The organism is Mesorhizobium shangrilense (assembly GCF_040537815.1).
Lineage (GTDB): Bacteria > Pseudomonadota > Alphaproteobacteria > Rhizobiales > Rhizobiaceae > Mesorhizobium > Mesorhizobium shangrilense.
This window is the reverse complement of record NZ_JBEWSZ010000001.1, coordinates 4,118,972-4,144,039: the sequence shown is the minus strand read 5'-3', so window position 1 is coordinate 4,144,039 and position 25,068 is coordinate 4,118,972. Positions and strand designations below refer to the sequence as shown.

The following is a 25,068-nucleotide window of genomic DNA, read 5'->3' as shown; positions in this document are numbered from 1 at the left end:
CCCTTCCTAGGGTACTCTTTGCGGCTGACTATCTCGGCGATGACTGCCGAGGCCAACGTCCATTTGGCAACAAGCGCGGGTATCGGCAGGGGTTCGCCAGCGACGTTCAGTATTGAGAAACTGTCGCCCCACTTGCGGTGGGTTCGACCGAGTAGGTGAAACGCTCCAAGATGTGATTATGAGCATCAAAGGCTAGCACCTGCGGTTCGAGCGCAGTCAACTCCGTTTCGGGTGCATAGATGGAATTGCAGATTATCAGTTGATCGCCTGGTTGGCAGTTGCGAGCAGCGGCGCCATTGAGAATGCAGCAATGGGATCCGGGTTGGCCGAAGATGACACAGGTCGAGATGCGCGCGCCCGAATTCTTGTTCCAGATCTCGACGAATTCCATCGGAAAGTTGCCGGCCTCCTGGCAGTGGTCAGGATCGAGTGTGATTGAGCCGTGGCAGTCGAGATTGACTTCGCTGACGTGGATGCCGTGCAGGTTACCTGCCATCATTTTCCGCATCGATCCTCACCTCTCTGCGCTGGGACACGAACTCGGCCGCAAGAAAGTAGCATTTGGAAGCTGGAAGGGGATTAATTCTGTCCGACCTTTGCGCCGTCCAGTCTAATTCCTACAAATCGGAAGCACCACGCCTAAACGAGCGTCATTGCGTACAAACGCGTTTTGCAAGATGAATTTGCAATTTTGCGAAGACAGATTGCAAACGCACGCACCTTCGCACAGGTTGGCCCCTTCGCAATCATGATGGGAGCCAACGGGTGGCAAATCTTCCAGAACGCCTGCTTTCTGGTCATCGAGATTTCATTACCGGCCGGTACGTGACTGAGCGAGACCGGTTTCGTTCATTGGCACGTGAAGGCCAGTCGCCAGATACGATGGTGATTGCCTGCTGTGATTCGCGTTCTGCGCCAGAAGTCATCTTCGATGCAGGTCCCGGCGAACTATTCGTTGTACGCAATATCGCCAATTTGGTCCCGCCCTATCAGCCAGACGGTGAATTTCACGGCACTTCCGCGGCCCTCGAATTCGCGGTGCAGAACCTGAAAGTGCAGAACATTGTCGTCATGGGGCACGGACGTTGCGGGGGGATACGTGCTGCTCTAGATCCAGCAGCGCCACCGCTTTCGCCCGGCGACTTCGTAGGTAGATGGATGAGCCTCGTTGCGCCAATTGTTCAAACCCTTTGTGGCAATGCGCTAGTGACCGGAAGCGAGCGGCAGACTGCTCTCGAGCGCATTTGCATCCGCTGTTCAATTGCAAATTTGCGAACCTTTCCGTGCGTGCAAGAATTGGAGAGGCAGGGGACTTTGTCGCTGCATGGCGCCTGGTTCGATATCTCGAGCGGTGACCTTTGGGTCTTGGATCCTCAAACCGGGGACTTCGAGCGTCCCGAATCCGGATGAGCTGGTCGGCAACACGCGCATTGTCGTGCGACGTTAGCCGATACCGCCAACGGTAGGTGTCTTGTACATCCGTCGGTTCCGACTAGGTTCAAGGCCTCGGTTAGCTTCCCAACGGCCATGTGTCGAGCAGCACGGCGTCTACGCTAGCCTAAAGCGCGACGTCGATTTGATCAAACGTATCGACCCCACCCCGATCCTCTCGGTGTGAAGCCGACGTCGACGCCGGCGCGAGCGCGCGCGATCGCAGTGCGGATGTCGCCAGCAATCGCGATATGATTGTCCTTGATGAGCATGGCGTCGTTGAGGCCGAAGCGGCAATTGCCGCCGTCGCCAGCGCAGGGGCAATCGAGCGACGAGGGAAGTCGAGTCCACTGCCAGACGGAGCAAGTGCCCGCGACACTTTCGGGCACCAGCGGCTGTCGCAACTGCCTCGGCCAGCGGGTTGCTGGCGAGCCGGTTTGCATAGTGAAGTCCGGTGTACGCCACGTCGCCGCATGCCCGCAAGCCGGCCACAGAGCTGCGCCCGTCGGCATTCACGGCCATGTCGCCCATGCGATAATGCGCTGCCGAGCGCACCGGAATTGGCTCGACTATCGGATCGACCCCGGCTTGCAGGCGAGCCGGATCGATCGCTGGAAACCGTTATTTCGCAGCCGCTCTCAATTCTCACGCACTCCGCCGGAGGCGCTTCGAAGCCGCTCGCGTCGCGATGCCGCGGTTCCTCACCAATTTCCAACGCTCGGGATGCGCCAATGCCGGTAGGGCCCCTAGTAGCGCGCAAAGGACACATTTTCCTCGTTTTCCGCCACACCAGAAAACATGAGCGAAGGGCGTCCTAAAGGGGAACTACGGCCACCTAGTGCAGCGCCGCGCTTCAAACGGACCTTGGATGTCCAGCGTCGAACACTCCGCTCAGCGCAAACCTACAGGCTGACCTGAAGTGATTGCACCGATTTGCGGCAACCTCATAGGCGTCGCTGTCCTTGCCGGCGTCCTATGTTGGAACCAATGATATCTGCTACTGGATATGCCGTTTTGTATTTCACCTGCTTGAGCGCGAAGCTCGATTTGATTGTTGCGACCCCAGTCACCTTAACCAACTTCTCTACGATGAAGTGCTGAAAGGCTCCGACGTCGCGTACAACAACCCGCAATAGGTAGTCTGAATCCCCCGTCATAAGGTAACATTCCATTACTTCCGGAAAACTTTCTACTGCCGCCTCAAAAACGTGCAGCATGTTTTCGATCTGACGCTCTAACGTCACTTGGACGAAGACGCTGACCACAGCCCCCAGTTTCTGGGGATCTAAAAGCGCTACATACTGAAGGATCAGGCCGGATTCTTCCAAGGCCCGGACGCGAGACAGGCAGGGGGAGGGCGACAGCCCAACACGGTCTGCGAGCTGCACGTTTGTAAGACGACCTTCCTTCTGTAGTTCGTTCAATATCTTGATATCAATCGCATCGATATCGATTGTCGGCACAGCCCACTCCTGATTGTTCTCTTGAGCCATATGTTCTGCCGAAATTTACTAATATTACAACATAATTGAGAGCCGGATTCGTCGCTGAAAAAGCTAGCCTTCGTACGTCCTGAGAGCGGGGCTATCGCATATGAGTTATTTCCATCCGCATTTCTTGATGCGATGGCTGATGGGATTTTGTCCGTGTAGGCGAGTTGGAGGATGTTTCTTGCTAGGCCGTTTATCAGCGCGGTATAGGCAGGGAATTGTCCTTGCGGGCACGGCTACGGCCTTCGCCCAGATGAACGTCGAGCATCTAGGCAGTCCGTTCTCGATCTGCCCGTGGGCCTTGGTGAGGTGGATCGGCCCTGCGTTGGCAACAGCGAAGCAATAAATAGGCGCGTCAGCGGCTTGGCCTGTTCACGCCGGCTGGTGATGCCGATGAATGCGATGTGACCGGACATCAGCAGCTCGGTCGCCGCCATGATCTCTGCCTACCGCCTCTCGCCGCGGCCGTGGCGGGTTTCGGTCCGTAGGGGAGCGACCGTCGGAACTGCGTCACCTCCCGTGATCTTAATTCTGCACTGTCATAGGTCAATGCTACGCGCGCAGAATATGCTGATAGATACCATATTTGCGGCAGATAATGCCAAAATGTCCAGAACGCCCGACACATTCGGCAGACAATGCCGCGTTGTGGGTGCTATTTTTCTGGGCGTCGCGTTGGAGGAACAATGGAAGCTTTAGCAACCGCCCGGACGGAACATTCCACTGATGACCAGGATCCGCAGGAAACTGCCGACTGGCTGTCTTCGCTCGAATCGGTGTTTCGATACGGTGGCAGCGACCGGGCTCGTTTCATACTCGAGAAGTTGGAGCGAAAAGCCAAGGAGATCGGCGTGGTTGCAGACGCGCTCCCGTACTCCCCTTACAGGAACACCATCCCCCTCGAGAAGCAGCCTCCCTATCCTGGTGATCTCCAGATGGAGGAGCGCATCACTACGATCATGCGGTGGAACGCTCTGGCGATGGTGGTCCGGGCCAACAAGGCGCATGGCGAGCTTGGCGGACACGTTGCGAGCTACGCATCGGCGGCAGAGATATTCGAGATCGGATTTAATCACTTCTTCCGCGCCACAAGCGAGGAGCAGGGAGGTGACCTCGTCTATTTTCAGCCGCATTCGGCGCCTGGCGTCTACTCACGCGCTTACCTTGAAGGCAGGCTTACGGAAGAGCATCTCAAACACTATCGCCAGGAGCTAACTTCTACCGGCCTGTGTTCATACCCCCACCCTTGGTTGATGCCGGATTTCTGGCAAGTGCCAACTGGCTCGATGGGAATTGGCCCTATCAGCGCCGTCTATCAGGCGCGATTCATGCGCTACCTGCGCGATCGAGGCCTCGCCCAAACCGACGATCAGCACGTCTGGTGCGTTGTTGGCGACGGCGAGATGGATGAGCCGGAATCTATTGCCGGGCTTTCCATTTCAGCCCGGGAGAAGCTCGACAACCTGACATTCATCGTCAATTGCAACCTTCAGCGCCTCGATGGGCCGGTGCGAGGAAATGGGCAGATCATCCAGGAATTGGAGAATACTTTCCGGGGTGCAGGCTGGAATGTCATCAAGGTTCTTTGGGGGTCGGATTGGGATTCACTTTTTGCGCATGACGTCAACCATGCGCTGCTGAAGAGGTTTGCGGCCACGGTTGATGGTAAGTATCAGACACTTGGAGCGAAAGATGGGGCCTATAATATGGCCAACTTTTTCGACGAAGATCCGGAGGTGCGCGCGTTGGTCTCGCACATGTCAGACCGTGACATCGACTCCTTGAAGCGTGGCGGGCACGATTTCCGCAAGCTCTACGCCGCTTTTGCAGCCGCCAAGGCAACAAAGGGCCGGCCTACGGTCATCTTGGCGAAGACTAAGAAGGGCTACGGAATGGGTGCTGCGGGCGAATCCCGGATGACCGCCCATCAAGCCAAAAAGCTGGAAATTGACGCCCTGCTGGACTTCCGTAACCGGTTCGGACTGCCACTGACAGATGAAGAAGTTGAACGGTTGGATTTCTACCGGCCCGCCGAGGACAGTGCTGAGCTGACCTACTTGCGCCAGAGGCGGGAGCAGCTAGGTGGTTACCTGCCGGTCCGTAGGCGCGGTGCTCCCGCAGTGCCTGTCCCGACGATCGAGAGCTATGCCGATTTTGCCTTGAAGGCGGACGGCAAAGAGATGTCGACAACAACTGCTGTTGTTCGGTTGTTCAGCAACCTCATCAAGAACAAAGAGATCGGGCCGCGCATTGTACCTATTGTCGCAGATGAGGCGCGGACTTTCGGTATGGCAAACCTGTTTAGGCAAGTCGGCATCTACTCACCCGTGGGCCAGCTTTACGAGCCAGAAGACGCCGGATCCATGCTTTACTATCGCGAGGCCAAAGACGGTCAGTTACTCGAAGAAGGAATTACCGAAGCCGGAGCAATATCTTCATGGGTTGCTGCCGCAACATCTTACAGCGTGCACGGCCTATCAATGCTGCCCTTCTATATCTATTACTCAATGTTCGGCTTCCAACGTGTTGGCGATCTCATTTGGGCGGCAGCGGACCAACGCGCGCGTGGCTTTCTTATCGGAGCGACTGCAGGGCGAACGACACTCGGTGGTGAAGGCCTCCAACACCAGGACGGCACGAGCCACGTGATGGCGGCGACCATACCGAATTGTCGCGCATACGATCCCGCCTTCGCTTATGAGTTGGCAGTCATACTGGATCACGGCGCGCGTGGTATGATGGAGGAGGGCCGTGACGAGTTCTATTACATCACGGCGATGAATGAGAACTATGCGCAGCCCTCTCTGCGAGAAGGCTCTGAAAAGGGCATCATCAAGGGCTTATATCGCTTCGCCACGCATGGCGCGGCCAAATCGAAAGCGAAAGTGCGATTGGTAGGGTCCGGCGCGATCTTTCCTGAGGTTGTTGCGGCAGCCGCGCTTCTGGCAGATGATTGGTCGGTGGCCTCGGAGACATTTAGCGCGACCAGCTTCAGCGAACTGGCACGAGAGGCCCGGGAGATCGAGCGCGCAAACATCCTTAGCGAGGATGGGGTCCAGAAGGTGAGCTATGTCGAGCAATGCCTTGGCGGCAATGCCCCCATTGTAGCAGCCACGGATTATGTGCGTGCATATCCGCAGCTGATTGCATCTTATGTGACGTCGCGCTTCGTTGCACTAGGTACCGACGGGTTCGGGCGAAGCGACAGCCGTGCGTCGCTCAGGTCGTTCTTCGAAGTTGACCGCCACCACATCGTGGTCGCTGCCCTTGCTGCCCTTGCAGAAGAAGGAAAAATCGAGCGCAAGACGGTCAAGGAAGCCATCGCCCGCTACGGGATCAACTCCGAGCTTCCTGCGCCCTGGACCATCTAGACGCAGTTTCGCCGGACAAATCCCCGATCACATTAGAAGGCAGCCCGCATGAGCGCCAGTTTAAGCGTCGCTATCCCTGACATCGGCGACTACAAGAATGTTCCTGTCATCGAGATCATGGTCAAGCCGGGAGACCGGATTGCCGTGGACGACCCAATTCTGAGTGTCGAATCCGACAAGGCAACGATGGAGGTTCCCTCCCCGGTGGCCGGAGTTGTTCGCGAGCTTCTAATCGAGATCGGATCCAAGGTATCGCAGGGGACCCCGATCTTGACTGTTGAGCCCACGGCGTCAATTGAGGGCGCCCTACAGGTAAGGGAAAATCGCCCGGCTACGCCCGCAGATGAAGCGCAAAAAAATAGGCAACCCTTGCCAAGTCCGGCCGCAGGCCCCAAAGCGACCGCCGTGGATGATGCCTCGCCTGGTTTTTCCTCCGTTCACGCAACACCATCCGTAAGGGCTTATGCACGCGAGCTTGACGTTGATCTGACCAAGGTTCGGCCTACTGGCTCTAGAGGACGTATTCTCCGGGAAGACGTTCAAACTTTTATCAAAACGTCACTGGCCTCAGCTACACCGGCCTCCTCCGGCGGGCAGGCGGTTGGGGTTGGGCTCCCAGCGTGGCCGCAGATCGACTTCGCGAAGTACGGAGAAATCGACCGGCAGCCTTTGACGCGAATTCAGCAAATTTCTGGTGCTAACCTTACGCGCAACTGGCTGACAATCCCGCACGTCACTAATTTCGACCATGCGGACGTAACCGAGCTTGAGGCATTCCGAACCGATCTGAACCGGGAAAAACGGAAGCCCGAAGTGAAGGTGACGATGGTAGCGTTCCTGCTCAAGAGCGCATCCTCGGCACTACGAGCATTCCCCCGGTTCAATGCCTCCCTCGACGGAGACCATCTCGTCTTGAAGAAGTACGTACATATCGGCTTTGCGGTGGACACCCCAAAGGGGCTGATGGTGCCAATCATCCGGGATGTTGATAAGAAGGGTCTTCTCCAGATTGCGCTGGAGATGGGCGAGCTTGCGGAAAAGGCACGTCAAGGGACCTTGTCACCCTCCGATATGCAGGGGGGCTGCTTCTCGGTGTCGTCGCTCGGTGGAATAGGGGGAGGGGGGTTCACCCCCATTATCAACGCCCCGGAAGTAGCAATCCTGGGTGCTGCTCGCTCCAAGACCGAGGCGGTGTGGAATGGCGAAGTTTTCGTGCCGCGTTTGATTACGCCGATCAGCCTTTCCTGGGATCACCGCGTGGTCGATGGGGTCGCGGCGGCACGTTTCCTCGGCCACATCGCAGCAACGCTCGGCGATTTTCGCCGGGCACTTCTGTGAGGGTTTCGATGGCCAGAGTTATTGAAGTTCGCGTACCGGACATTGGTGATTTTAAGAATGTCCCTGTGGTGGAGATACTCGCAAAGGCGGGTGACACTGTAGAGATCGACCAAAGCCTTCTGATCGTGGAGTCGGACAAGGCTACCATGGATATTCCGTCGCCGGCGGCAGGGCGCATCAGTGAGCTGCGTATCACTATTGGTGAGACGATCTCTCAAGGAGATTTGATCGCCCTTCTCGAAGTCGAGGCGCAGGTGGAACCGGCAAATATCCCAGGGCTTGGGAGATCCCCGGATCACAGGCCGGAAATTCGACCAACTGGTTCAAACGATTGCGAATTGCTCGTAATCGGGGGAGGGCCAGGCGGCTATTCGGCCGCTTTCCGTGCCGCCGATCTCGGTTTGAACGTTATTCTCATTGAGCGCTATCCCACTCTCGGCGGTGTTTGTCTTAACGTTGGATGTATACCATCCAAGGCATTGCTTCACGTTGCGGCCGTGAGTGAAGAAGCCGAGCGTTTGTCCGCCTACGGCGTTACGTTTGCCGCGCCTGACATCGATCTGAGCAAGCTTCGCTACTTCAAGTCTGTGACCGTCGGGCGACTGACTGACGGGCTGGGACAGATGGCGAAGATGCGCAAGGTGGACTTCGTCCAGGGTGAGGCGCGTTTCACGGCAGCAGACCGCGTCTCCGTTGACCTGTCCAATGGGTTAAGCCGAGAGATCACCTTCTCCAAGTGTATAATTGCAGCAGGATCGTCGCCTGTTGCATTGCCGGTGTTTCCCGAGGATCCACGAATTGTGAACTCCACCGGGGCATTGGAATTGCCCAGCATTCCCCGGCGAATGCTGGTTGTGGGTGGTGGTATCATTGGACTCGAGATGGCTACCGTTTACAGTGCACTTGGCGCGCGCGTGGACCTCGTCGAGCTTTTCGATAAATTGTTGCCTGGCGTTGACCGAGATCTCGTGAAGATTTGGCAGAAGCGAAACGCGCACCGCTTCGACAGGGTGATGCTTGCCACCAAGGTCAGTGAGGTGGGGCTGACGCCCGATGGGCTCTCGGTGACGTTTGAGGGCACTGAGAGTGCTAGCCAGATATATGACATGATCTTACAGGCCGCTGGGCGCAAGCCCAATAGCGGCAGCCTCGCCCTCGAAGCCGCAGGGGTGAGAGTCGAAGGCGGGATCATCTCCGTTGACCGAGAGATGCGCACTAACGTCGACAACATTTTCGCGGTCGGAGATATTGTTGGCCAACCGATGTTGGCGCACAAGGCAGTGCACCAAGGCCATGTAGCGGCCGAAGTGGCGGCGGGGCGCAAGACGGGGTTCGATGCAAAGATTGTCCCGTCGGTAGCGTATACGGATCCTGAGATCGCCTGGGTGGGCGTCACCGAAGATGAGGCGAAAGCCAAAGGACTAGCGGTTGAAGTGAGTCGGTTTCCTTGGAGCGCATCTGGCCGCGCTATTGCCAATGGCGCCGATTACGGGTTGACCAAGCTCATCTTCTCGAAAGAAAGCGGTCGGATCGTCGGCGGCGCCATTATCGGTCCCGCCGCTGGCGACATTATCGGCGAGGTCTGCCTCGCGATCGAGATGGGAGCCGACGCGGTCGACATAGGCAAAACGATCCATCCACACCCGACACTTGGTGAGACGATCGGTATGGCCGCGGAGGTCGCAGAGGGCGTATGCACGGACATTCCGCCACAAAGAGGCAAACGATAAGCGGCCCATAACGCATTGATCCAGTCCGACAACGCAGGCAGTTTGGATCACGACGCCCCCAGGTTGTTTCCCGACAGGAACGGAACCAGCGCGTTGGCGACTACCGTCGGTGCCTCGCGTTGTGGGAAGTGCCCAGCGCCATCGACGACGAAGCGGCGATAGGGTCCGGTGAAAAATTGCTCCTTGCCCTCCGATGTCGATGGATCATTACAGGGGTCGGCCCCGCCATGAATGACCATGGTCGGAACCGAGATCTCCGGTCGCTGTGTCAGCCGCCTCTCGATGTTTGCTAGAGCAGGATCGGTGGGCGCCAACCCCCAACGGACGCGGTAGGAGTGAAGCACGACATCGGCCCAATCTGGGTTGTCGAACGAAGCGGCCGTGCGCTCGAATTCGGCGTCTGAGAATGCCCAGCTCGGATTCCAGATATTCCAGATGTGACGCGTGAAGGCGCGCCGGTCATTTCGGACGAGCGCCTCCCCGCGGTCGATTGTCATATACCAGTGATACCAATAATTCTGAATTTGGCGTAGTCCGAGGGATTGGCTAGGATCATTCGTACCCCAACCGACCGACAGCGCGACGCAGTGGGAAATACGTTCTCCGCCATCTAGGCAGCTTGCGATGTAGGCCGCGCGTGCTCCCCAATCGTGGCCGACCACAGCAAATCGTTCGAGACCCATTGCGTCAGCGAGATCAATAACATCCTGCCCCAGCGCAGCGAGTTGGCCGGATCTCCTCACGTTACTGTTTCGAAATCGTGTCCTACCAAAGCCGCGCAAATAGGGGACGATGGTCCTGTAGTTAGCCTGATGCAGGGCAGGAAGTATGCCATCCCAAGTCCGAACATCATCCGGCCAACCGTGCATCAGAAGCACAGGGAACCCGTCAGGGTTACCCGAGAACTCATAGCCGATCACTAACGAAGATGTCTCGGCGGTAGCAAGTAACGACGTGTTGGACATGTGATCCTTGCTACAGCTGATGGCGGGTTGCCGTCAGAATAGGCTGCTTGAGCTTTGCCTAGACCGCTAGCGATGGGACCGTTTTGTTGCTTAATCGCTCGGCCTTCCGGCCCGATTCATGTCGAGCGCGCCTTCGTCGGCTGACGTTTCAATGGCAGGTCATGCGGCAGGTATCGGCCGCATGCGGCGGCGGTCGAAGATGACGATCGCCAGACCGCTCGTAATCACGAGCACCATGCCTACTATGGCCAACGGGTTCGGCAACGTGCCGAACACGACGGCCCCTGCCAGCAGCGCCCAGAAGGTGAAGAAGTAATAGAACGGTGCGACGCTGGCTGTCGGACCGATCCGGTAGGCCATGAAGATCAAGTAATGGCCCGCAAACAGGAACAGACCGGACGCTGAAAGCATCAAAAGGTGATGCGTGCTGGGCATGATCGTCTCCTCGAGCATCAGGTGCATGACGACCGCGCCAACCAGTACCAGCACGCAAGCGCCGAATGCCACCAGAATGCCCGAAACCTGAGCCGGCACCCGCCGGCCTGCGAGGTCGCGCAGCGCGCCGGAAACCGCGTTGCCGAGCGCCAGCAGTGCGTAGAACGACATACCCTCCGTGCTGGGCTGCGCCACCATCAAGGCGCCGACAAAACCGAGTGTTATAAACGCTATAGACATGCCGCTGAGGCGCTCGCCGAAAAACAGAGACGCGCCGATCAGAACGATCAGCGGCGTAATCTGCGTGAGCGCTACGACATTGCCAATCGGCATGTTGGCCAGAGCCACGATATAACAGAGAATGCAAACCAACTCGAACAGGTTGCGTATCGACACCCAGCGACCGAAAACGGTTGGTGAACTGCGCCACTGGCGGAGATAACTCAGCAAGATCATGCCCCAGAACGTGGCGGAAATGCCGCGCAGCGACAGGACTTCATATGGCGGAAGCCCGGCGGTAGAAAGCTTCATGAACGTGTCGCTGACCAGATAGGAAGCGGTCGAAAGCACCATGAAAAGGGGACCGCAATAGGGATGCGACGGGTAAGACATGTCTGAAGCAACCTTTGGCACTACCATCTCACGATGTGTTTCATCCTACGCGTCACAATGGTTCAGAAGCAGCTAAAGGCCAGCTACGTTTCTTCCAAGCGCGATCCCTGCAAGGATAGGCCCAAGTGCGACGTCAGCTAATTCATCGCACGGCGACTGGTTTTGCGCTTACCGATCACTCAGGCAAGACTGAGCTAATTCCCTCTGCCCCCGCGGTTGGTTAGGATTTGCCGTAAGCGTTCTGATAGCGGCCCTCGCGGATCGCTTTCAGCATATCTTCTTCACGCGCAACCTGGGCCTGCACGGCTTCGAGAAGGCTCGCGGCCTTCGACGCTGGAAAGGACACGATGCCATCCTCGTCACCGACAACGAAGTCGCCAGGCGAAATCACGCAGCCGCCGACCGACACCGGAACGTTTATTTCACCAGGGCCGCTCTTGTAGGGCCCGCGATGGATCACCGTGCGCGCGAAGCAGGGAAAGTCAGATGCAGCGATAGCCGCCACATCGCGGATCGCGCCATCGATCACGTAGCCTTCGGCCTTACGCCATTTCGCGATGGTCATCATGATCTCGCCGATGAGCGCGCGGGTCTCGTCGCCGCCGCCGTCGACCACAATGACATCGCCCGGTCCAACCATCTCGAGCGCGCGGTGGATTGCGAGATTGTCACCCGGCCGTGTGCGCACGGTAAAGGCCGTGCCAACAAGCTTGCTGCCGCGATGAAATGGCCGCAGCCCAACCGATCCCGGCAACCGGCCGAGGTTGTCGGAGATCACGGAGGTCGGCGCGCTTCGGAAGCCCTCGATCAAGCTGGTTGGAGGCTTCGGCACGGAACTCTCGGCAATGGTGATGGTCATACGATTTGATCCTTTGATTGCTCAGTCGGCATGCCTTTTGCAGCGGGCGAGCCTTGTGCAGCGGGCGAGGTGAATGCCGATGTCTTCGCGCGCCATGGAGCCGCCTCGTTCGACCGAGAGGACTTCATCAAGCATCGTGGATTACCTGGCGCGGATTGGCGTAGCGTGATCTGCAGATTGTTAGGCAAACTTTGCACCCTGCGTCTTTGGCCTATCCACCGAGGCTGGATGGCTACCAGCCCTCCAGCACGATCTTGCCTCGTGACGTGCCGCTCTCCAGCAACGCATGAGCGCGCTTGAGGTTGGTTGCATTGATGGTGCCGAGGGTCTGGTCAAGAGTGGTGCGCAGCACACCCTTGTCGATGAGATCCGCGACATCGTTTAGCAGACGATTCTGCGCGATCATGTCCGGCGTCTGGAACGTGGAGCGCGTGAACATCAACTCCCAGTGCACCGACACCGCCTTGCCCTTGAACACGGCGACGTTGAACTCCGCCGGATCGTCGATCAGCCCGAACCTGCCCTGCGGTGCGATGATGTCGGCGATGCTCTTATAATGCTGATCGGTGAAGGTTAGGCTCGCAACGAGACCGACCGGCGGCAGCTTCAGCGCTTCGATTTGCTCCTTCATCGGCTCTGAATGATCGATCACGGCGTGGGCACCGAGATCGAGGCACCATTGTCGCGATTCAGGTCGTGTTGCGGTAGCAACAACGGTGAGCCCGGTTAGACGGCGTGCGAGCTGGATCAGGATTGAACCGACGCCGCCGGCACCCCCCGTGATGAGCAGGGTGCGCGGATCGTGCCTGCCAGGAACCGCGCCGAGCCGGTCGAATAGCAATTCCCAAGCAGTGATCGAGGTCAGTGGAAGTGCCGCGGCCTGCGCGAAGGACAGTGAGGTCGGCTTTTTGCCGACGATCCGCTCGTCGACGAGGTGAAACTCCGAATTTGTGCCTTGGCGCTGGATCGAGCCGGCATAGAACACCTCGTCGCCCACCTTAAAAAGACTGACTTCCGGGCCGACTGCGTCGATTATGCCAGCCGCATCGAAGCCGAGGATCCTGTACTCGCCTTCCGGCGGTGCGGCACGCTTGCGCACCTTGTAATCGACCGGATTGACCGAGATCGCCTTCACCGCGACCCTGACGTCGCGCCCAACAGGCTCCGGCTTGGCGATCTCGAAATCAACCAGCGATTCCTTTGCTTCGATGGGCAGTGACTTTTGATATCCTACGGCTCTCATACCTTGTCCCCTCATTACCTTCTGCCCTGAGTGTTGGCGCGGTTCCATCCACGAAACTGATCGCCGAATCCCTCGGAGCCCGATGCCGTCACCGCGACGGTGTCTTCAAGTTTGATGTAGCCTCTTGTGGGATGCTTAATCGCTGTTTCGATTGAGATCACCATTCCGGACTCCAGAGGGCGATCCTCGTCATAGCCGTGGTAAGGCACAGGCCCGGTGCTCGTCAGGCGCGGACCTTCGTGGCTGACCAGCCCCATGCCGTGCGCCAGAAATTCCATGTAAGGCTTATGCTGTGACTTGTTGACGATCTCATTTGCGACAGTAAAGATCTCGCCGCCTCGCGCTCCCGCCTTGATCGGCTTGCGCGCCTCGGATTGGATGTGGTCGATCACACCAAGTAGGTCGACCAATTCAGCATCAGGTTCGCCGAGAATTCCCATGCGACAGAGGTCACCAATATAGCCGTGATAATTGCCGGCCGAGTCCAGCGATATGACGTCACCAGCTTGCAACTTCTGTTCAGACGGCGCCCGATTGAGGTCTCGACCCGCTGTGATGAGACAATACTCGAACTTCAGACCACGATTGACTTCCTCGCGCCGCAGCTTTTCGACCAGATCGTTCTTGGTCATTCCGGGAGCTGCATACTCAAACGCGGCTGCCATCGACTGTACAACCCCCTCAGAGGCCTCTCTCAGCAGGTTGAGCTCCTCAGTACTCTTGATGAGGCGTAGTCTCTCAAGCACAAAGTTTGCATCCGCGATGCGGCAACCTGTTAAGCTGTCCTGAAACACTTGGCCACCATCCAGGGGCAGAAAGGACTTTTCTACTCCGACGGTTGAAGACGACCCACCAATCTTTTTGATGTGCTCAACTGCGAGTCGAACCGCGTCTGTGCTGCTCCACGTTGTAGTCTCGACCGCCGGCGGCCAGAATTTTCCCAGGTTCTTCTCGAAAATCTCAAGAGCGGCGCCGAAGTATGCGGAATTTTCGGGCCTACCTTTTTGATAGACAAGCACTGGCAAGTAGCGGCTCTCACCAACCGCATCCATATAGTCGAAAAAGAAAAAGCGATACCCGCCAAGAAGATATTGTACGTTGTGCTTGGAAGTTACCATCAAGATGTCGATTCCGGCCTCATCCAGAAGCCGGTCTAAACGCGCTTCATCAAATGGCAAGGATCGTTGGGGGAAGGTTGAAGCATTCACTGGCTAGTTCCCTATTGTTACTACTTCGATTCTTACTGGCCCGTTCGGCCGTCATGAATTTTTAGCAAGCCGCGTAGGTGCGGTCTTTCGAAGCCCGTTGCCCTCGGACGGGGATACTGCAGCCAGGGTGCCGGTGATTCTCAAAGTGCTCTTCGTCGTCCCAACACCGACAGGAGTGCCGTCACCAGCACCTTGCCATCCAACAGGCCGCGCAAATCGTTGAGGCAGTCAATGGAAGCGGTGACCGGCAACGCGTTCTGGTCGCTCAAGCAGTCAATGGTCCTCAGCGCCTGCCTGACGCCCGGCATTGTGAACGTGCCATGCACCTGCGCTGTAAAACAGGCGCTGAGTGCCAGGATCTGCAGGAATGTCGATGCCGTCTTCATGGTCGTTCAGCCAATAGCTCTCTGCCTGAGCGCTGGTCGCTTCAGTGCTGCATTGGTCCATCGTCATGTTCTCACACGGCACCGCTTAGCGGCGACGGTATCCCGTAAGAGCGCGACCAATATACGAGGGGCCGTTCGGCACCCAATATGATCTCGTCAACCCGTCCGATTAATAGCACGTGCGAGGCGATGGGCTGCGCCTCAACAAGTTCGCAGTCGAACGCTGCCACTACGCCTTCCAGATAGCGTAGCGGCTCACCGGGTACACCTGTCCAGCGGGCCGCAGTAAGATCGTAGGGCCGCCCAGTCCGTGGTCTCCCCGAAAAGCGTTCGGAATGTTCCACCTGCTCGGCCGAGAGCACGTTGATCACGTAGCGGCGATGTGTGGACACCGCCTTGCAAAGGGGACTGCTCGCCTTCACTGAAACCAGCACCATCGGGGGATCCGCTGAAACCGAGATGAATGTACCCACGGTGAGCGCCAACCGGTGTTCGGGGGCGCCCGCGACGACCACAGCCACGCTCAGCGGCACACGGCTCATCGCGGCCACGAATTGGTCGCGTAGGAGGTCGGGGCGAATAATGGCTGGTGATATTGCAGAAGATGTCATGGCGGACGCTACCTTCGGAAAGGGTATAATGGGCGCCGTCAACACGGCGCCCGCCGTGGGCTGTTAAAGTGTCGGGTTGTCGATCGGCAGACCGAGTACAACGCGGCCATGTGTTATTGCGCTCACATCCCAGTTTTGGGTGATGTGCCGGTTCGCAGCGCTCATGTCGCAGAAATAGCGTGAGAGCGGATTACGGTCATAGATCGCCCCTCCACCCGCAGCATCCCAAACGATGTTAACCGCGCGGGTTGAGAGCTGGCCGGCAAAGGTCGCTTCGGCCCGGCAACGCGCGCGCTCCTCGTCAGTGGGCAGACGGCCCGACTCGAGAATCTCCGTCATTTGATCGCAGGCGCCGTAGATAAGAAGACGCGCTGCTTTTAAGTTGGCGAGTGCCTCGGCGACCTTCACATGTTGGGTGCTGAAATCAGTGACCGCCCGTGACGAGGCGCGCGAGATTCGGCCCCGTACCTGCTCTAGATATGTTTGAACCGCCCCCTCTGCGATTCCTAGGGCGGTGCTCCCGATGAAGACTCCGAACATACAATAAAGGGGAGCACGCAAATTGATCGGCTCACCGGGATAACGTGCTTCGCGCGCGCGCATGTTGTCGATAGTTGTCGTGCGGTGCTCCGGTACGAATACTTCGTCCAACGAAACGTCGTGGCTAGCGGAGCCTTTCAGGCCCATGGCATACCAAGTATCGAGAATCTGATAGTCGCCCTTCGGCACGAGGAAGTGCCGGTCTTCTTCCTGGCCATCCGGTCCGGGCGTGAAGGCGGTGAACAGCGCCCAGTCGGCAAGACTCACGCCGCTAACAAAGGGCCAACGGCCCGATAGCACATAGCCACCGTCCACACGGCGTGCTCGTCCGATGTTCGGAATGAGGATCCCGGATAGCAATGCAGCTGGATTGCTCCTCCAGACGTCTTCCTGCGCCTCCAGCGGCCAACGACACATCATGGAATTGTGAGAAATGTTCTGCACCACCGCCCAGGCGGTCGATCCACAGGCCTGCCCGAGAGCGGTCATAACGTCAACTGCCGCGCGAAACGGCGCGTCGGCTCCGCCAAAGCGAGCGGGCTGGAAGAGCCGGTGGATCCCGGTTCGCTGGATGTCCTGGCGGGTCGCTTCCGGGGGCTGGCGCAGCGCCTCAGTTTCCACCGCTCGCTCACGCAGGGCAGGCGCAAGCCCGCGGGCCCGCTCCACGAGTTCTTCGGGTGTTCCCACACATTCAATGGCCGACATTTCTTCGTGGCTGAGCGCGGTTTGGGTTCTCAAGGTGGTTCTCCGGTTTAATGCGATTTTTTTTAGAACATACGTTACATAAAACTTTCATGCAAGCCCTAATCAGTTTGCGCCGGTTCCGTAAAAAAGCTTCTGATTGCAGAGCCAGGCAGATACGCTTATATAGAATTGACATTCGATATGGAGTTGAGATGCCAAAACTCGGAATGGAAGCGATCCGCCGGCGGCAGGTGATGGATGCGGTCATTCACATCCTGTCGACCCAGGGTTGGCGCGATCTCACCATTAGAGAGGTGAGCGATGTGGCTGGCATTTCTTCCGGTGTCGTCACCCACTATTTCAGCAACAAGCGCGCCTTGACACTGGACGCGATCAATGACGCCATTCTCCAGTACGTCAAAGCCCTCGGCAAGATCGAGCACCGACGAGGCACCGTGGTGGACCGGCTGATCGTCCTTGTCGACTTCGTCAGCCAGCTGTCGCCCCCGGGAATCCCAGAATGGCGGTTCTGGCTCGGCCTGCTCGGCCGAATGCCGTTCGACCGGGTGCTGCAGGCAGAGGTGCAGAAGGTCCACCGGCTTTATGCGGAGATCGTCGCACGGCTGATCGAGGCAGGTATCGAAGATCGCGAGTTCCATCCCATTCGCACCCCCGAGGACATCGCGGTGAAATTCGTCAGTGCCACCGTCGGGATGTACGCGCTTATGGTTGCCGATCCGCAGGACATGCCACCCGAGCGCTGTCGTCGGTTGCTGCTGGACCTGCTAAGTCAGGATATCGGCGTGGCCCTTGAGGTGATGCCGGCGTCATCGCGGGCGCTGCTAGTCAGATGACCGGCTCATACGATTGCCACCACATTTTCGTGGCTTTGAAATGTTCCATAGCGTCAAAGTCAAGAGACCCATATATTAAAACGGAGCGTGACGGTTGTCAGTCATCTACCCCCAAGACTTCAAGGGGAAGCGCGTGCAGAGCCAAGCCCTGATCAGTAGCGCCCGCAGCCTTATCGCGACGCTGAAGGAGCGGTCAGAAGAAGCCGAGCGAAATCGCTGCCTGCCTGATGAGACCTGCCAGGACCTTCGCCGCTTGGGGTTGCCGCGGCTGCTTCAGCCGGAGCATTTTGGTGGTGCGGAGGGCTCGCTTGAGAACTTCGTGGATATGATGATCCCGATCGCCAGCGGCTGCCCTTCGACTGCCTGGTGCCTGGCCCAGTACATCTTTCACAACTACATGATCGCCCGATGGCCGGTGCAGGCGCAGGAGGAGGTCTGGAGCGATCCGAATAACCTCGTGAGCGGCATACTTATCCCGCGTCTCGGCAGGGCCCAGCAGGTTGAGGGTGGTTACAAACTGACCGGCGAATGGCCCTTCGTCAGCGGCGTACAGCCGTCCGACTGGTGCTTGCTCTCCGGAATGGTGGAGCAGGATGCGGCTCCGGACGAGGAGCGTTATTTCCTCGTTCCGACTCGCTCGGTCACGATACTCGATACGTGGCACCCCATCGGCCTGCATGGCTCGGGGAGCCACGACGTGCGGGTCGAAAAGCTGTTCGTACCAGAACATCTCAGCTTATCGATCAAACATCTGAAGGGCGGCGACTTTCCCGGGAAAGCGATCAATCGCGGCGCGGTTTTCCGCCCGCCTGTCTACATGGTCAGCGGCATTTTGCTTGCCGCCGCGCTGATTGGCATGACCGAAGCGATGTTCGAGAGCTTCCTTGTGCAGTCACGCAGTCGCAGGGCGCTTATGAGCAGCGAGGAGACAGCGAGCTATGCCACACATCAGGTTCGGGTCGCGGAGGTTTCGGCTTCGCTGCAAGCCGCCGAGATGCTCATCCGGGCCGATTGCCGGGAGATCATGGAGTTTGCCTCCACAGATTATGCTCCGACGCCACTGGAGCGGTCGAACTATCGCTGCAACTCAGCATATGCCGGACAGCTCGCGCGCCGCGCAGCCGAGACGGTATGGGATCTCATCGGTGCGCGCGGCGCCTATGCGACCAATCTGATCGCCCGACTCTACCGGGACATTGCTGTCGCCTCGCGCCACGCCGCAATGAATTGGGAACTCAACGCGACCGAACATGGTCGCGCCCGCCTGAGGCTGCCGCTCTCAAATCCGTCGCTGTAAGCAAAAAAATCATTTTTTGTGACGGATGCTTGACATTTTTTTTTAGATGGTATGTTCTATATAAATCGATCGTCAGGCAGTGGTAACTGACGTCAACGGTCGCCTACCTTTTTCGGATTTTCCGCAGCCAGCGCTCTTGGGAGGTTTTCATGCGTGACTTACGTGCCCTGACCAAACTATTTGTCGAAGGTGGCGTCTCGCGCCGCGAGTTCATGAAATCCGCGGCGGCGTTTGGCGCTGCCACCGCAACCTTGGGCGCGGGTGGCTTTTCGGCGCGCGCCGCGACCGGTCCGTTGGTTGGGTTCAGCTTCCCCAGCTTTGACGCCTTCCGCTGGCCTCATGACCGCCACTATTTCCAGGCGCGCGCCGATGAGCTGGGACTTCAATACATAATCCAAGGCGCGAATGAAGACGTCGCGACCCAAGACACTCAGATCGACGCCATGCTGTCTCAAGGCATCAAGGTGCTTGTAATCATTCCCGTGAACGTCGAGGCTGGCAAGAAGATCGTCGAGCGCGTCAAGCGTGAGGCGAACATTCCAATCATCTCATACAACTATGTCATCCCCTCTCCGGCCATCGACTACTGGGCGGCGCGTGACAATTATCTTGTCGGGGAAATTCAAGCGAAGCAGGCCCTAAAGGAAGCAAAAAAAGGCAATTGGGCCATCGTCAGCGGCCCTGAGGGCATAGATGTGGCGCGTCAAAAGACGGAGGGAGCGCTGAGGGTTCTCAAGCCATACATAGATTCTGGAGAGATCAAAATCGTGTCTCATCAATGGCACGATAATTGGCGTCAAGAATCGGCTCTTAAGCAAATCGAGGATGCGTTGACGCAAAACAACAACAATATTCAAGCCATCGTCTCCAACGAGGAAGGGCTGGCGCTGGGCGCGCTCCAGGCCCTGACGGAGCAGGGATTGAACGGCAAAGTCTGGCTCTGCGGCGAGGATGTATGGCCCGAAGGTGCTCGTGCGATCGTCAGGGGTGACATGGCGATGAGTGCTTGGACAGACCTCATCCAAATGGGACGCGTAGCCGCGGAGGCGGCGTTGGCGCTCACCCGAGGGGAGACGCCGAAAACCAACGAGACTCTCGATGTGGACGGCCATAAAATTCCAGGAATGCGGATTCAGTCGCGGGTTGTGAACAAAGAGACTTTGCCTGAATTCCTCAAACTGACAGATTGGCTAAAACCGGAAGATATCGGCCTCAAGGCAGGGTGAATGCAAGTGGAAGCGTTCGTGGCATCAGCCACCTTGAGCGGGCACAATGCCGGCGAATTGCTGGAACTCGACGGTATTACCGTCGAGTTCGGGGCCAATCGCGCCCTTGATGGCGTAAGCTTCAACGTCTCGGCCGGAGAGGTTGTTGGCCTGATGGGAGCAAATGGTGCCGGCAAAAGCACGCTGGCAAAAGTTATTGTCGGCGAGATCCCGCACGGATCTTACCGCGGGACCGTCGTATGTAGCGGCAAGTTGGCGTCATTCGCCGACTCCAGGGATGCGCATCGTGCTGGTGTTGCTCTCGTTCACCAGGAAGGCTCCGTTGTTTCTCAACTGACTATCGGTGAGAACGTGATGCTCGCGATCGAGCCATCTCGTCTCGGCATCATTGATTGGAAGGGGTTGCACGCGCAAGCAGACGCCGCATTGCGCAGGCTTGGGTTGGCAATTGATACGCGAACGCCGCTCGCCGGGCAGGGCGGGGTCGCTCTGATGGAGCAGGTGGAGATTGCTCGTGCGATTGCGAGTGGCAGTCGAGTGTTCGTTTTCGACGAATCGACGTCGGCGCTCGGAGCTGGTGAAATCACAGTGCTTCTCCAGCGAATGCGCGAGCTTGCCGCTCAGGGCGCGGGCATTATCTTTATCTCTCATCGCACTGATGAAATCTTGCGGGTCTGTGACCGTGTTGTCGTGCTCCGCGATGGCCATGTCGCGTTGGATACGCCAAAGTCGGGTCTCGACCATGGGGCGATCGTGCGGGCCATGCTCGGCAGCGGTCGGGACAATGTCGTTTCGGGGGCTCAAAGCGCGCCTTCGGAGGGGCGCGAAACGATGGCAAGGCTCAACGGATGGAGCCTCTCGCGGTCGTTAGAATCTCCGCGAGACGTGGGCCCGATCGATATCGACGTCGCAGCGAGCGAGATTGTTGCAGTCTACGGGCCCCTAGGGGCAGGGAAGTCTGAGCTCCTGCAATCGCTGTACGGATTCATGCCGGAATTGACAAGCGGCTCGATCGAATTGGCCGGCAGCCGGTTCCGGCCACGAAGTCCACGCGAATCGATCCTGGCCGGCATCGCCTATGTTTCCGCTGAGCGTCAGCGTGATGGTGTCGTCCCACATCTTTCAGTGTTGGAAAACATGATGTTGGGATGGCATCGCGGGCCTCCACGTTGGAAGGGCCCCATTGTTGACCCTGCAAGATGCGCCGACCTCTGCAGATCGCTGATCCGCGATTTAGCCATTCGCACGCAAGGACCGGATCAGCCGATTGCAGCCCTCAGTGGTGGTAACCAGCAAAAGGTCCTGTTGGCGCGAGCCCTCATTAACGAACCACGTCTGGTCTTGCTCGATGAGCCCACGCGCGGGATCGACTTGGGCGCGAAGCAAGACGTGTATCGGCTGGTGCGTAAGCTCGCATCCACAGGAACGGCCGTGCTGTACGCGACAATGGAAGAATCAGAGGCGCTACAACTTTCCGACCGGGTTTTGGTGCTACGCGATGGGAAGCAAGTAGCACTAATGAAATCGAAAGACACGAACCGTCACGAATTGCTTGCATTGGCGGGGGGGCTACAATGAACTCAACGATGGGACCGCAATGACAACGATAGCTGACTCGAAGAGCAACGCGATTGCTGTGGCTTCTTCAGAAGCGCGGCCCGCGCCGCCGACCCGGGCAAACTCCATCATTTCCGTTTTGCGCTCGGCCGCGGGATTGCTCCTGGCAATTGCAATCGTCTGGATCGTGTTTTCCATCCTGACAGATGGCGTATTTGTCAGCGACCGGAATTTGACCAATCTCATGCGGCAGACCGCCATGACTGCCATGGTTGCCATCGGAATGCTCGTAGTGGTCGTACAGGGGGAAATCGACCTCTCGGTGGGATCATTCCTGAGCCTTTGCGTTACCGTTGTCGCCATGATCGAGGTAAGCGGGGTGGTGGGCGTGTGGGGAACGATCGCGGCAGCGCTCGGAATGGGCATCCTTGTCGGCCTATGGAACGGCACCTGGGTTGCTCGCTTCGGTCTTCCATCGTTCGTGGCAACACTAGGTGGCTTGATGCTGTTTCGCGGCTTGGCGCTTGCGCTGTCAGGAGGGCGCACGATCACTGGGGTCTCCGACGACATTCGCTTTTTCGGCGAAGCGTTCGTCACGGGACCTGCGCTCTGGGCTTTCATCGCGGTAGCCGCCATCATATCGCTCTGGCCGCTGCGCAAACTCGGAGAGGACAGCCAACGTCGTCGTACACTGGTTCGAGCTGGCCTGGGTTTCGCCAGTGTCGTCCTACTTGGCTGGGCAACGCTCTCTTATCGCGGCTTGCCCATGCCGGTGGCGATCACGTTGGCCACGGCGGCGGTGATATCGTGGATGCTGGCCAACACCGTTTGGGGACGTCACGTATATGCGGTTGGCGGCAATCGCGATGCTGCCAGGTCGGCGGGCATACCGATCACCATGCATCTGATGATTTCATTCGTCCTCATCGGAGTGTTGACCTCTGTCGCGACACTGATGCTCGTCGGACGATTAGGCTCGGCGCCGCCAGAATCGGGTCTGTTCCTAGAACTGAACGCGATCGCGGCCGTTGTCATCGGCGGAGCAAGTCTTTATGGCGGCACTGGCACCGTGTCTGGAGTCTTGTTGGGCGCATTGCTAATGCAAAGCCTAGCAAATGGTCTTTCGTTGCTGAATGTGCCAACGGCCTATCAGAACATCACAAGCGGGATTGTTCTCATGCTCGCTGTCTACATCGATGTTCTGTCCAAGCGTGGGGGGAAGCTATTCTCACGACCTTGAAAAGGATCATGGCAACTCTGCTGCTGCCTGCCGCGGCTGCTGCTTTTGCCTTCGGCTACGCCGCGAGCAGCGTTCGCAACTGCATACATGCCGTGCGACGCGCGCTTCGATGGGACTGGCGCACCGTCTGCTATGGGCCGATTGAGATTCGTACGCCTCCCACGTGGGGGGAAATCGAACAGGGGCCTGACGGAATGCTTGTCCTTCACAACAAGCCAGCAGGGATGAGAGTCGACGGTGACGCTGTTTGGTACGCGTCTGTTATCGAACTTAGGATATATCACGACAGCGACGGCCGCCCAATCGTAAACGGCGGCACGCGCTGGTGGAGGCGCCGAATATGGTCCGCAGGAGCAATGTTAATCGCCGACTTACATGTCGCCAATGGTGCAACGTCAGCTAGGACCAAAGAGGCCCGACGCGTACTGCAGTCGATGCGCCTCAAGGGGGACCCAGGCTCGATCGTTTGGCCGGGGCGAGCGCCTGCTGACAGGAGTGTGGCACTACGCCGAGTGCTGCCTCCCCATAATTCGAACGTCGCTCGCGACTTCGAGAGCTTCTAGGCCGACGCACGGAGTATTTCATGGACGATCTTTGGCGTCTGTCGGCCACTGAACTAGCCGGCAATATCAAATCAAAGAAGATTTCCGCAAAGGAGGCTGCGGAGGCGGGGCTCGCCCGGCTGGAGGCGGTTAATCCGAAGATCAACGCGGTAGTCGATCACCGGCCCGAGGACGTGCTGGCACAGGCGGCATCGATCGACGCGGCGATTGCACGCGGCGATGAACTGGGGCCGCTTGCCGGCGTGCCCGTCACAATCAAGATCGGAGTCGATCAGCAAGGTTTTGCCACCACTGACGGCATGAGGCTGAAGCGCGACAACATAGCCAGGGCCGACAACCCCGTGGTCTCCAACCTGCGTAAAGCTGGCGCCGTTTTGCTCGGTCGCACCAACTGCCCGGCCGTTTCCTATCGCTGGTTTACCACCAACCTCATCCACGGCGACACTAGGAACCCTCGCGATCCTGGCATCACCCCGGGCGGCTCCTCCGGCGGTGCGGGTGCGGCGGTCGCAGCCGGAATCGGCCACATCGCGCACGGCACTGACATCGCCGGTTCGATCCGCTATCCCGCCTACGCCTGCGGCGTACATGGTTTGCGGCCGAGTCTGGGCCGTGTTCCGAGTTTTAACCCGGGCTGGCTGGAGCGCCCGATTGGTGGGCAGCTCGCGGCGGTCTCCGGTCCGCTGGCACGCACCATCAACGATCTGCGCATTTCGCTGGCGGCGATGTCGGCGCCCGATGCTCGCGACCCGTGGTACGCGCCGGTGCCGCTCGAAGGGCCGCCGAGGCCGAAGCGGGTTGCAATGTGCCTTAACCCTGATGGCCTCAACCCCGTGCCCGAGGTGGTCGCCGCGGTGGTTGATGCCGCCAAGCGGCTGCAACACGCAGGGTGGGTCGTGGAGGAGGTCGATGATACGCCAGCGATGCGCGAGCCAGCCGATATTCTGACCAAGCTCTGGCTCGGCGACGGCTACGAGGTTCAGCTCGAAATGGCCGAGCGCGAGGGCGACCCAGGCGCGCTGGCTTGTTTGCGCGGCATTGGCGCCAGGGTGCATCCATTCGATCTCTCAAGGGCGTTGGCCCGGCGCGATGCACTGACGCGCGAGTGGTTCGCCTTCCTTGACAAATATCCAGTATTGCTGATGCCGGCATCGGGCCAACTGCCTTTCCCCGATCAGCTTGACCTCAAGGACGAGGTGTCCTTCGCGCAGGTATGGCATGCCCAGTTGCCACAGGTTGCCATCCCCCTCATGGGACTTCCCGGGCTAGTGGTTTCCACAGGCCTGGTAGGGCGCATCCCGGTAGGCGTGCAACTTGTGGCCGGTCGCTTCCGTGAGGATTTATGCCTTGCCGCCGGCGAGGCAATCGAGGCCGGCGGCACGCCATCTGCGGCGATCGATCCGGCAAATTACGAGTAGGACGATAACG

19 protein-coding genes and 3 pseudogenes are annotated in these 25,068 nt (G+C 58.4%); 10 read left to right on the top strand and 12 right to left on the bottom strand.

All coding sequences use genetic code 11. From position 1 onward, the window contains the following. Positions 1-65: 65 nt before the first annotated feature. A pseudogene (locus tag ABVQ20_RS20070) lies at positions 66-508 on the bottom strand (aspartate 1-decarboxylase); the annotation flags it as partial. 257 nt (positions 509-765) lie between these two features. On the opposite strand from ABVQ20_RS20070, the gene ABVQ20_RS20065 reads away from it, so the two are divergent. Further along, positions 766-1,410 (top strand): carbonic anhydrase, encoded by a 645-nt coding sequence (locus ABVQ20_RS20065; protein ID WP_354461226.1) that lies wholly within the window; start codon positions 766-768, stop codon positions 1,408-1,410. A gap of 218 nt (positions 1,411-1,628) precedes the next feature. Here ABVQ20_RS20065 and ABVQ20_RS40510 read toward each other — a convergent pair. The 3 genes and pseudogenes from ABVQ20_RS40510 to ABVQ20_RS20050 all read right to left on the bottom strand — a co-directional run. Continuing rightward, positions 1,629-1,745, bottom strand: a pseudogene (locus tag ABVQ20_RS40510) (carboxylating nicotinate-nucleotide diphosphorylase); the annotation flags it as partial. A 17-nt stretch (positions 1,746-1,762) separates the two neighbouring features. Continuing rightward, positions 1,763-2,052, bottom strand: a pseudogene (locus ABVQ20_RS20055) (FAD-binding protein); the annotation flags it as partial. Positions 2,053-2,375: 323 nt separating this feature from the next. After that, entirely contained in the window at positions 2,376-2,924 is a 549-nt protein-coding gene (locus ABVQ20_RS20050) for an Lrp/AsnC family transcriptional regulator (protein ID WP_354461225.1), read from the bottom strand. Positions 2,925-3,607: 683 nt separating this feature from the next. On the opposite strand from ABVQ20_RS20050, the gene mdeB reads away from it, so the two are divergent. The 3 genes from mdeB to lpdA are packed head-to-tail and all read left to right on the top strand — an operon-like array spanning position 3,608 to position 9,360. Then, positions 3,608-6,292, top strand: coding sequence for an alpha-ketoglutarate dehydrogenase (mdeB, locus tag ABVQ20_RS20045; protein WP_354461224.1), 2,685 nt, complete (start codon positions 3,608-3,610; stop codon positions 6,290-6,292). 48 nt (positions 6,293-6,340) lie between these two features. Beyond that, positions 6,341-7,630 carry a dihydrolipoyllysine-residue acetyltransferase gene (aceF, locus tag ABVQ20_RS20040; RefSeq protein WP_354461223.1) on the top strand — a complete coding sequence of 430 codons (1,290 nt, stop codon included), beginning with the start codon at positions 6,341-6,343 and terminating at the stop codon, positions 7,628-7,630. An 8-nt stretch (positions 7,631-7,638) separates the two neighbouring features. Next, positions 7,639-9,360: a dihydrolipoyl dehydrogenase gene (lpdA, locus tag ABVQ20_RS20035; protein WP_354461222.1), complete on the top strand. Its 1,722-nt coding sequence runs from the start codon at positions 7,639-7,641 to the stop codon at positions 9,358-9,360. 47 nt (positions 9,361-9,407) lie between these two features. On the opposite strand, the gene ABVQ20_RS20030 is transcribed toward lpdA, so the two are convergent. The 8 genes from ABVQ20_RS20030 to ABVQ20_RS19995 form a co-directional block, all read right to left on the bottom strand. After that, on the bottom strand, positions 9,408-10,325 hold the full coding sequence (locus ABVQ20_RS20030) for an alpha/beta fold hydrolase (protein ID WP_354461221.1): 918 nt from the start codon (positions 10,323-10,325) through the stop codon (positions 9,408-9,410). Between the two features lie 159 nt (positions 10,326-10,484). Next, on the bottom strand, positions 10,485-11,372 hold the full coding sequence (locus tag ABVQ20_RS20025) for a DMT family transporter (protein ID WP_354461220.1): 888 nt from the start codon (positions 11,370-11,372) through the stop codon (positions 10,485-10,487). 220 nt (positions 11,373-11,592) lie between these two features. Then, positions 11,593-12,231, bottom strand: coding sequence for an RraA family protein (locus tag ABVQ20_RS20020; RefSeq protein ID WP_354461219.1), 639 nt, complete (start codon positions 12,229-12,231; stop codon positions 11,593-11,595). A gap of 232 nt (positions 12,232-12,463) precedes the next feature. Beyond that, positions 12,464-13,474, bottom strand: coding sequence for a zinc-binding alcohol dehydrogenase family protein (locus ABVQ20_RS20015; RefSeq protein ID WP_354462225.1), 1,011 nt, complete (start codon positions 13,472-13,474; stop codon positions 12,464-12,466). Between the two features lie 14 nt (positions 13,475-13,488). Next, positions 13,489-14,682, bottom strand: a complete 1,194-nt coding sequence (locus ABVQ20_RS20010) for a M24 family metallopeptidase (RefSeq protein ID WP_354461218.1) — start codon at positions 14,680-14,682, stop codon at positions 13,489-13,491. Between the two features lie 140 nt (positions 14,683-14,822). After that, the gene (locus ABVQ20_RS20005; RefSeq protein WP_354461217.1) at positions 14,823-15,068 is read right to left on the bottom strand and encodes a hypothetical protein; all 246 of its coding nucleotides are present in this window, start codon (positions 15,066-15,068) and stop codon (positions 14,823-14,825) included. 71 nt (positions 15,069-15,139) lie between these two features. After that, positions 15,140-15,679: a flavin reductase family protein gene (locus tag ABVQ20_RS20000; protein WP_354461216.1), complete on the bottom strand. Its 540-nt coding sequence runs from the start codon at positions 15,677-15,679 to the stop codon at positions 15,140-15,142. Between the two features lie 63 nt (positions 15,680-15,742). Then, positions 15,743-16,957 carry an acyl-CoA dehydrogenase family protein gene (locus tag ABVQ20_RS19995; RefSeq protein WP_354461215.1) on the bottom strand — a complete coding sequence of 405 codons (1,215 nt, stop codon included), beginning with the start codon at positions 16,955-16,957 and terminating at the stop codon, positions 15,743-15,745. A gap of 158 nt (positions 16,958-17,115) precedes the next feature. On the opposite strand from ABVQ20_RS19995, the gene ABVQ20_RS19990 reads away from it, so the two are divergent. The 6 genes from ABVQ20_RS19990 (at position 17,116) to ABVQ20_RS19965 (ending at position 25,058) form a co-directional block, all read left to right on the top strand. Further along, a complete protein-coding gene (locus ABVQ20_RS19990; protein ID WP_354461214.1) occupies positions 17,116-17,757 on the top strand; it encodes a TetR family transcriptional regulator in 642 nt (213 codons plus the stop codon). 94 nt (positions 17,758-17,851) lie between these two features. Then, positions 17,852-19,054: an acyl-CoA dehydrogenase family protein gene (locus ABVQ20_RS19985; RefSeq protein WP_354461213.1), complete on the top strand. Its 1,203-nt coding sequence runs from the start codon at positions 17,852-17,854 to the stop codon at positions 19,052-19,054. Between the two features lie 149 nt (positions 19,055-19,203). Beyond that, positions 19,204-20,280 carry a sugar ABC transporter substrate-binding protein gene (locus ABVQ20_RS19980; RefSeq protein ID WP_354461212.1) on the top strand — a complete coding sequence of 359 codons (1,077 nt, stop codon included), beginning with the start codon at positions 19,204-19,206 and terminating at the stop codon, positions 20,278-20,280. 18 nt (positions 20,281-20,298) lie between these two features. Next, the gene (locus ABVQ20_RS19975) at positions 20,299-21,858 is read left to right on the top strand and encodes a sugar ABC transporter ATP-binding protein (protein WP_354461211.1); all 1,560 of its coding nucleotides are present in this window, start codon (positions 20,299-20,301) and stop codon (positions 21,856-21,858) included. A 19-nt stretch (positions 21,859-21,877) separates the two neighbouring features. Then, complete coding sequence (locus tag ABVQ20_RS19970; protein ID WP_354461210.1) at positions 21,878-23,077, top strand: sugar ABC transporter permease; 1,200 nt, start codon at positions 21,878-21,880, stop codon at positions 23,075-23,077. 583 nt (positions 23,078-23,660) lie between these two features. Next, positions 23,661-25,058, top strand: a complete 1,398-nt coding sequence (locus ABVQ20_RS19965) for an amidase family protein (RefSeq protein WP_354461209.1) — start codon at positions 23,661-23,663, stop codon at positions 25,056-25,058. Positions 25,059-25,068: the final 10 nt, after the last annotated feature.